The sequence below is a fragment of the Leuconostoc sp. genome (assembly GCF_965300815.1).
In genome coordinates this window covers 1-8,072 of the sequence record NZ_CBDKZH010000063.1, presented here as the reverse complement: position 1 = coordinate 8,072, position 8,072 = coordinate 1, and the positions used below count along the sequence as shown (strand labels likewise).

The following is an 8,072-nucleotide window of genomic DNA, read 5'->3' as shown; positions in this document are numbered from 1 at the left end:
TATGATTTTCTCATTGTTTTTATTCTATTCTAATACTTTTATTTTGTCAAATGCATTTAAAATGACTGTTTTAACCACTGTCGGTCTCCAGTGGCCAGTCATCCCAGTTAAGCTCACCCAAGGACGTTACTGGCAGTTCCGTACGTACACTGATTTGATTAGCCAATGTTGTCTTCCCACTACCCACAGGACCAATAATTCTAATTTTCATGCGCACACCGCAATGCCACCTGACAGAAGACATCTGAAGCATCGTTGATTAGGATATGTTCCACTCTCACAGAAGCAATGGTCGTCATGATTGTCAGTGGTGTTTGACCCAATGCTGCGATTAACTGTTGCGCCTGCTCTGGTGTCACACCTTGTGCAATTGTCATGTGGGGTATATAGGGGATATCTTGTCGCAGGTGGGCAGCAAATATTGGTGCCTGATATAACGCATCATGCATAGCCGTAATTATGGCAGCGCCTTGATCCACAACTAGCCAAACGTACCCATTGTCAGGCTCACCAGCAACTCGGTTCAATGTGATATCAAACGCCGAAAAACGCTGCATCACATCCGTGACAACCTGTATCACTGTATCGTCTGACATGTCACTCTCAAAAGGAAAAACCAGTGAGATGTGTGGCGCAACATGCTGATACAGCGTATCATACTGTTGCCTCACGTCATGGACAAGGTCATGATTAATACGTGGTAATAATAAAATTGATCGCAATCCCATCACATTTCCCTTCCTGTTTGTCGTGATGAACCATTCAACATTAAAAATTGACTTTGGTTACTTCGCCACTCAACAAAGCATGTGAACTACCACTATCATCAACTAGTAGTAATTCTCCACGTTGCCCAACCCCAACAATTTTACCAGTGATAACGGTTTGCCCAACTTGTACTGACACGTAACGGCCTGTTAAATAAGCATGTGCTTGATAATAGGCAAGATGTTGCCCTTGTTGATAACCCGCAAAGTCGGCTTGCAAGGCTGTGAAAATCTGACGGACCAACACATTTTTATCCACATCAACGTCAAGTGCCCCAATTTTATCCCGCAGTTCGGGTGGCACCACTGTCGATAAAATATTGAGACCAACCCCGATACTGACTTGCGTGAGCTGACCTGCGGTCAGAATGCCCTCGGCAAGAATACCGGCAATTTTGCGATCCTGATAATATAAATCATTCACCCACTTCATAGCTACTTGAATACCAGTCACTTCAAAAATGACCCGCGCAATCGTTGCGGCCACGCCGGTGGTCAATAATCCGGCATCAAAACCACCGGTGGGCACGTCAAAAACAAACGTCATATACACACCGCTCCCTCGCGGTGAGAAGAATTGGCGCCCAAATTTCCCGTACCCAGCAGTTTGTTGATTGGCAACTACAGCAAAAGGCCGAGCCACGCCTGCGTTCAGCATGTCTCGACCTTTTATCATTGTTGACGCAACCACATCAAAAACTGTCATGTTTTTCGGCATGTTGTTTTGTGTCAGTAGTTGCACCATACTAATCTGTTTCTTTCTTATAGGATAGCGCCGCAACGTTTAATTCACGGTCACCAAAGCCCTTGGTAAAGCTCACTTCGTGGGACACGATAATGACATTTCCTGGGAACTTGTCAATCGCTGCCCGTAGGGCATTTTTCGTCCCTTCATCCAAATGGTTGGTTGGCTCATCTAAAATCAAGAAATTACTTGGCTTCATTTCCATAATGGCCAACTTCACTTTTGTCTGCTCACCACCAGAAAGTTGTTGCAGCGGCTTTTGCGCGTTTTCAGCGTTAATCCCTGCCGCAGCCAATCGTGTCCGCAACGCCTTTGGTTCTAGCGTTGGGAAACGATCTTGCATTTCTTGTAATGGTGTCTTTGTGTCATCATCCCATGCCAAGTCTTGGTCGAAGTAGTTAACAACGGCAGACGGTGAGAATTCAGCTGTCCCGTGCAAGGCAGGAATCACACCGAGAATTGACTTAATCAATGTCGACTTACCAGCCCCGTTGAACCCTTTAAAGACAATCTTTTGTCCCGTTGTCACTGAGAAAGTTACTGGCTCCAAGACTGGGGTCACGTAACCAACGGACAAATCATTAACTGTCAATGCGTTGGCAGATTGTGAGTTCACATAAGGGAAATTGAATTTTGCTTGTAATGTTTCTGACGGTGGATCAATCTTTTCCATGCGCGCCAGCATCTTTTCACGTGACTTCGCTTGCTTTGAAGTTGAGGCCCGTGCCTTGTTCTTGGCGATGAACTTTTGGGCCTTTTCAATTTCGCCCTGTTGCTTTTCATATTGACGCAACTGTTGTTCCGTACGCTCTTCTTTTTGACGCATCGCTTTCGTGAACGAGCCACGATATTTGGTAATCTTACCAAATGACACATCAATAATCGCGTTGGTCACTTTGTCCAAAAAGTAAAAGTCGTGGGAAATAATCAAGGCCGCGCCTTCATAGGTTTGCAAGAAATCTTGCAACCAGGCAATGTGGGCAACGTCCAGATAGTTCGTCGGCTCATCCAAAATGATGACGTCATCATTTTCCAGCAACAACTTGGCCAAAATGACTTTGGCACGTTGACCACCAGACATTTGTTCCAATTCACGATCACGACCGATAGCTTCTAAGCCCAAACCGGAGATAACGCGTTCGATTTGCGTATCCACATCATAAAAACCGGCAGCATCCAGTTCTTCTTGCATGCGACCGGCGCGGTCCAACAACTTGTCGTTCATGGTTTCCGCGTACTCATTGTAGAGTTCGGTAATGCGGTCTTGCTTATCATATAAGTCTTGATAAGCAGTGTGCAAAAAATCAACCAAATTCATGCCGTCAGGAATTTCAGCATACTGGTCTAAATAGCCAATTTTTAAGCCTTTTTGCCAGTCAATTTTCCCAGACAAGGGTAATTCTTGTCCGGTAATAATCTTAATTAAGGTTGACTTGCCGGCACCATTTTGACCAACAATCCCCATGTGTTCGCCTTGTTGTAGTTCAAAGGCTGCGTCTTCATATAAAGTTTTTTCTGCGTAGGCCATTGTAAGGCCACTGACTTCTAATAATGCCATAAGTTTAAGTTTACCATACTTTAAATCAACATTGAGTAAATATGTGGTATTTTATCCCGCTGGTTGGATTCAATAGCCGATTTTGTTTGGGCAATGATTTGGCGTGTAAAGTTAGCCATTTCCTGCATGCCAATCATTTCATAGACTGAAACCACTGACATAATCTGTTCATACCCAGCCGTAACTTGGCCCTGCAACATCATCAGTAACCCTTCATCTAAGCGTAAACGCAACCGTTCACTCGTCCAATCAATCATAAATTCATCGGCTGCCTGAATGACTTGTGCTTCAAGAGCTAACATTTCCGCCGCCCCCGCTTGATCAACATACATGAGGCCGTTAAATGCCGTGTGAATAATATCGACTAACCGCCTTTTCTCAGATCTTAATGCCGTGTAGACCCGTGCCCGTTGAATTGCCAATCGTCCTAGGACGAGTAAATCATCCGGCTGCATACCAATATAAAAAAGGGTAAATAAATCAAGTTCCAACCGTCCCCATGTTTCCGCCTTTTTTAAAAATTGTACGGCTGGTTTAACATGTTGCTGAACACCAGGATACTCATACATCTCCTTTTTGACCCCATCATCTTCGGCTGTCAGGCCGATTTTGATCATCAGACCAAAATCACGCATAAATCTGGCACTTAAGCCACCACGACCACTTGTCAAATCACGGGTCGCCCGCGCAATCATCCGATCAAGTTGCTGACGTTCGCGTATTTTACCAGACTGCACCCCCATTTCGTGCAATAACGTGTACATATAATTATCCCCAGGTTCCCCACCGAGAAACAAGAATTCATCATGACTCACACCCATGTCAGCTAATAAGCGATCCAATCGGTCTGCTGATAGCCGTGATTGGCCCTTTTCAAATTTGCCAATCAGTGAGCGTGAGATGTTTTCTTGTTCTAAATCAACAATTTTTAACCCTTTGTCTTCACGTATTCTTTTAAATGTTGCCCCGTAATCCATTTGTCACCGCCAGAAAGTAGCATATATTCGCTTTTTGATTTGTTGTTCAGTTTACTGGATAAAATGAATTTACGCAATTCAAAGGAGCAAAACATATGACATTACTTAAAAGCAACCGCGCTTTTTGCATCATGATCACCGCCCAACTATTTAATAATTTAGGCACTAGTCTGTTTAACATTGTTTTTCTCATGATCGCAGCGGCGCGCCCTCATGCCACTTTAGCAGTCACTGCTGTCGCGTTCATCACCTTTTTGCCAGATTTATTTGCCATTTTACTAGGTAATTTAGCCGACAAAACGCACGATCATTTGCGCGCTTGGTCAATCACCAGACGTACCCAAGCCACTATTTTTCTGGTGATGTCCGGCTTACTGTTTGCCTATGAAACCCGCACCGTGACCTTCATTGTGTTGCTGGGCTTAATTTTTATCAATGACATTTTAGGGCTTTATAGTAATTTATTGATGGCACCTATCTCGCGCTATATTTTAGCCCAAAAGGACATGCAAACTGCCATGAGTCTCGAACAAGCCGTTAGTATTACCATGGCCATGGTTGGTGGTTTTTTCGGCGCTGGCTTGTTTAGCCTCTTACACAACAACGCGGCCGTCTTCAGTTTCATTAATGCTTTACTGTTTATCATCGCTTGGATCGTGATGACCACCCACCAGTCGTATTTTACCGCGGCCCAGCAACAAATTAGCCAAAATCTCGCCCATCATCCCCGAACCACACTGTTTTCTGATTTCAACATCACCTTTATTTCAGTCTACCGTGATCACCTCTTTTTCCAACTCATTGTACTTGCTGCCGCTGTTAACTTTGTTAGTACATCATTAGCCGGCCTGTTTAATTTGACGTTATTACAAATGCATCAGCTTATGATTGGTAATTTTGGCACTACTGTAGCCATATTTGGTGCTGTGGAAACCGTCAGTATGTTACTGGGTTCCATTGTGGTACATGATATTTTTCAGCATATGACCACCAAACAATTAATTGGGACAGCTTGCGGCCTATTACTATTACTAGGCTTGGTGCCAAGTATTTGGCCAAATCGTCTTGTTTGGTTACTCCTAATCGCCGGTATCGGCTATGTTTCTGCTAAAATTAATCCACGGATTGGGGCTATTATGATGCAACGTGTCGCACCTGATCGTTTAGCCAGTGTTGGCGGTCTAATCAATACGTTAGTCCTCGCCACCGCACCATTGGGACAACTCTTATTTCTCAGCTTAGCCAATGTCATCACACCCAGTTTTGCTTGGCTGACCATGTCAACTTTGTTATTCATCATCGTTGGCTATACGATTTACACCCGCCATCGTGACCTTGAACGAGTTGAAAATTAGTGAAATTCAGCTATACTTATTAATATGAAACCACGTAAATTAAACATTAAAACAATTCCAGCAACTGATACGAACCGTGCCTACCGTTTTTGGCGCGATGTTTTTGACTTGCCCCAATCAGGCCATCAATCCGGCCGTCATTTAACACTAGATGGCGAAGATATTGTGTTTGTCACGGGTGAGCCAACCGATCAACTCGAATTATTAGTCCGAGATCACCAAGTAGACTTGCAAAAGCATTTGAAAAATAATTTTGTAACGTTAGTTGGCGAACCCGAAGCACGTTTTGGCAACAAGATCGCCATTAAAATTAAAGATTCTGAAGGTAATCTGATTACCATTGAAGCCAATCAGTAAAAAAGCCTGACACGATGTGTCAGGCTTTTTTACTGGTCTTAGGTTGTAACACGAGACGCGATACGGCACTTGCAATCAAAATACCAATCGCTAATGGTAGAATCGCTGAACCATCTAGATGTGTGATTTCAATCAACATAAACATGGCCATCAGTGGTGCTTGTTGTGAAGCTGCCAGCAACGTACCAGCCCCCAAAATCGCCCCTTGACCGATGTTAACGCCTGGGACCCAGTAAGACAGTACCCAACCAGCAACAGCGCCTAAAGCGCCACCAATTGAAATTGATGGTGTCAACGTACCACCGGATGCGCCTGACCGAATAGTCAAAACTGTCACAATAGCCTTTAAGCCCGCACCAACCAATAACACAATGATAATTTGCTGATAACGCGCACTCCCGCCAATTGCCAACTGCGCTAGTGACCGGCCATTCCCCATAATTTCTGGGAAGAAATAAGCAATGCTACCCGTTAAGAGTGAGACAACAGGTAATTGCCATAAAATATGACGTGTTTTAGTCTGATTTTTTTCAGCCCATTGGAAGCATTTTCTAAACCAGCTCCCCGCAAAGCCACACAGCGGTGCCAAAATGATCACAAACAAGACACTGCCAATGGGAAATTTCACATCATCTAGTAAATAATAAGGGTTAAATCCCTTCACTAATGAGCCAATCCCCATGGCGATGGTTGACATCGTCAAGCTCACGCCAATTGTTTTCAAATCATATTTTTTATACATGATTTCAACGGCAAACAGCATCCCCGTAATGGGTGCAATATAGATACCGGCAAAACCAGCACCGGCAGCTGAAGCAATTAATAGTCGGCGATCATCACTGGAAAGCGGTTCGATGTGATGACGAGACAAGAATGCTGTCCACTTTTCGGCCAATACGGCACCAACTTCACGAGGCGCCAATTCACGACCAACTGAACCACCCGTTCCAACATAAAAGATCTGGGTGAAGTCATGCAACAACGTCTGCCAGAGGGGCATTTTGCCACCAGCCAACGCCTTGTTGACACTAATGGTTGGCGTTGTTTTTGTGCGTAAAAACCACCAAATCACAGCAGCAATCACACCACCTATGACAACGGATAGTAGTCGTACTAAAGGCATTGTCGCAATCGGCGCTGGTATTTTAGCCGTTTCGCCATATTTCAAAAACAGATGTTCAATACTTTCTAAGAAGAATGACAGTACGAGCGCCCCCACACCCGATGTTATCCCCAAAACAATGGTAGAGAGTACTAGTACACTCGCATTTTGTTTAAACCATGGTATCTGACGAGGTTTGTTTGATGATAACTGATTTTCCATAACATACCGCCCCTAAACTAATTGAAATTTTAGCCTTTTTCAAAAAAAGCACAACTTTTTATATTTTAACATAAACAAAAGCATATTTTTTCACAAATTCGATCGATTAATGCTAAATTCGACCACAACATGCCTCATTATAGCGCTTCCACTAATTGCACTGGCTTTTTTTCGGCAAATTCTTAAAAAGTTTATTTTTTTCTATTACTTTTTTGATACTTCTTAAGTAAATGTTAATCGTTTGTAAAAAGATATACGTTTAACATTTACTCCGTTATAATTCTCTCTTGTTCGCTATAACACAAATCGTTAATGGGAGAAAAGAATATTGGAAAACCCAACACAAGTTAGAAAAAAACTTTATAAAGCCGGTAAAAACTGGGTCGTCGGTGGTGTTATCACAGCCGGTGCTGCCCTAGCCTTTGTCGCGGGAGCAACGACTGCTGCAGCTGATAGTAACCAAAACACAACTGGTTCACAGGTAACAGTGACAGCGCCAGAAGCCGCAACGTCAGCGACGACTACAACGCCAACGCCGACCACTGCTGCAGCAACAACGACAGCCGCTCAGGCAGATACCAGTAGTGCAACGACACCACAAACCCCTGTCGCGCCCACTACACCTGTAGCACCAACATCGGCACAACCTGCCACAACCGCAACAACGACTGAGCAACCGCAACAACCAGCAGCTGACACTACCCCCGCCCCACAAACCGGCTACGTGGAAAAAGCTGGGGCTTGGTATTATGTTAATGCTGATCAATCCTATGCAAAAGGCTTAACGACCATTGCGGGTCAATTGCAATACTTTGATGCTACAGGGCGTCAAACAAAAGGTGCCTACGCCACAGAAAATGGCAAGACCTACTATTTTGACGCCAATACGGGTAACGCCCTCACTGGTTTGCAACACGTTGCCGGTCAAACCGTAGCCTTTAATGCGCAAGGTGAACAAATTTTCAGCGACTTTTACACAGCCACTGACG

Annotated in this window: 8 protein-coding genes and 1 pseudogene; 3 read left to right on the top strand and 6 right to left on the bottom strand. The window is 44.1% G+C overall.

Annotated elements, in window-relative coordinates; translation table 11 throughout:
* Positions 1–103: 103 nt before the first annotated feature.
* The 5 genes and pseudogenes from ACW12G_RS05280 to ACW12G_RS05260 form a co-directional block, all read right to left on the bottom strand.
* Positions 104–211 (bottom strand): annotated as a pseudogene (locus ACW12G_RS05280) (DNA topology modulation protein FlaR); the annotation flags it as partial.
* A complete protein-coding gene (locus ACW12G_RS05275; protein WP_455647438.1) occupies positions 201–728 on the bottom strand; it encodes a 2'-5' RNA ligase family protein in 528 nt (175 codons plus the stop codon). The pseudogene ACW12G_RS05280 and the gene ACW12G_RS05275, both read right to left, overlap by 11 nt.
* Before the next feature lie 40 nt (positions 729–768).
* Positions 769–1,473 (bottom strand): biotin--[acetyl-CoA-carboxylase] ligase, encoded by a 705-nt coding sequence (locus ACW12G_RS05270; protein WP_455647437.1) that lies wholly within the window; start codon positions 1,471–1,473, stop codon positions 769–771.
* A 40-nt stretch (positions 1,474–1,513) separates the two neighbouring features.
* Positions 1,514–3,070 carry an ABC-F family ATP-binding cassette domain-containing protein gene (locus ACW12G_RS05265; RefSeq protein ID WP_455647436.1) on the bottom strand — a complete coding sequence of 519 codons (1,557 nt, stop codon included), beginning with the start codon at positions 3,068–3,070 and terminating at the stop codon, positions 1,514–1,516.
* 20 nt (positions 3,071–3,090) lie between these two features.
* The gene (locus ACW12G_RS05260; RefSeq protein WP_455647435.1) at positions 3,091–4,047 is read right to left on the bottom strand and encodes an Rgg family transcriptional regulator; all 957 of its coding nucleotides are present in this window, start codon (positions 4,045–4,047) and stop codon (positions 3,091–3,093) included.
* A 95-nt stretch (positions 4,048–4,142) separates the two neighbouring features.
* Here ACW12G_RS05260 and ACW12G_RS05255 point away from each other — a divergent pair, with 95 nt between their 5' ends.
* Entirely contained in the window at positions 4,143–5,402 is a 1,260-nt protein-coding gene (locus tag ACW12G_RS05255; protein WP_455647434.1) for an MFS transporter, read from the top strand.
* Between the two features lie 24 nt (positions 5,403–5,426).
* Complete coding sequence (locus tag ACW12G_RS05250) at positions 5,427–5,759, top strand: VOC family protein (RefSeq protein ID WP_029510075.1); 333 nt, start codon at positions 5,427–5,429, stop codon at positions 5,757–5,759.
* 19 nt (positions 5,760–5,778) lie between these two features.
* On the opposite strand, the gene ACW12G_RS05245 is transcribed toward ACW12G_RS05250, so the two are convergent.
* Positions 5,779–7,083: a chloride channel protein gene (locus tag ACW12G_RS05245; RefSeq protein WP_455647433.1), complete on the bottom strand. Its 1,305-nt coding sequence runs from the start codon at positions 7,081–7,083 to the stop codon at positions 5,779–5,781.
* Positions 7,084–7,411: 328 nt separating this feature from the next.
* Between ACW12G_RS05245 and ACW12G_RS05240 the strand changes: the two genes are divergently transcribed.
* Positions 7,412–8,072 (top strand): KxYKxGKxW signal peptide domain-containing protein (locus ACW12G_RS05240; protein ID WP_455647432.1); only part of this gene is annotated, 661 nt, incomplete at its 3' end.

Coding starts and splice junctions, on each gene's coding strand:
- ACW12G_RS05255 (WP_455647434.1), top strand. CDS start 4,143: ATGACATTACTTAAAAGCAACCGCGCTTTTTGCATCATGATCACCGCC.
- ACW12G_RS05250 (WP_029510075.1), top strand. CDS start 5,427: ATGAAACCACGTAAATTAAACATTAAAACAATTCCAGCAACTGATACG.
- ACW12G_RS05260 (WP_455647435.1), bottom strand. CDS start 4,047: ATGGATTACGGGGCAACATTTAAAAGAATACGTGAAGACAAAGGGTTA.
- ACW12G_RS05275 (WP_455647438.1), bottom strand. CDS start 728: ATGGGATTGCGATCAATTTTATTATTACCACGTATTAATCATGACCTT.
- ACW12G_RS05265 (WP_455647436.1), bottom strand. CDS start 3,070: ATGGCATTATTAGAAGTCAGTGGCCTTACAATGGCCTACGCAGAAAAA.
- ACW12G_RS05245 (WP_455647433.1), bottom strand. CDS start 7,083: ATGGAAAATCAGTTATCATCAAACAAACCTCGTCAGATACCATGGTTT.
- ACW12G_RS05270 (WP_455647437.1), bottom strand. CDS start 1,473: ATGACAGTTTTTGATGTGGTTGCGTCAACAATGATAAAAGGTCGAGAC.